Genomic DNA, 324 nt, shown 5'->3' on the forward strand with positions numbered 1-324 from the left:
TCGTGGAGCGCTGCCCCAGTAGACCCGCTTACGGTTGATGCGTTGGATGATATCAAGTCGACCTTTGGTAAAGTGGTCAGCACGGACGAAAACAGCCTAGACTACGCCAGTAATTCGGCCTCTAAGTATCGCTTTATGGATACCGATGCGCCTTATTTAGACCTTATCGACTCCGAAAAATATCTGGAGCTTGGTTGGTATTACGCCAATCCAACCGACTCAAAAAAAGAAAAAGAGCTGAGTCAAAACCATGCCAAAAAATCCTATATGCTAGCGCGTCAGCTGATGGGTGATGAGGGCGGAAAATTAATCGCTGATATGCTG

Annotated in this window: 1 pseudogene; it reads left to right on the plus strand. The window is 46.9% G+C overall.

Annotated features, from left to right (window positions below):
- Positions 1-324: pseudogene (locus tag AAEY83_RS13560) on the plus strand (hypothetical protein); the annotation flags it as partial.

It is taken from the genome of Psychrobacter sp. TB20-MNA-CIBAN-0197 (assembly GCF_040309765.1).
GTDB lineage: Bacteria > Pseudomonadota > Gammaproteobacteria > Pseudomonadales > Moraxellaceae > Psychrobacter > Psychrobacter submarinus.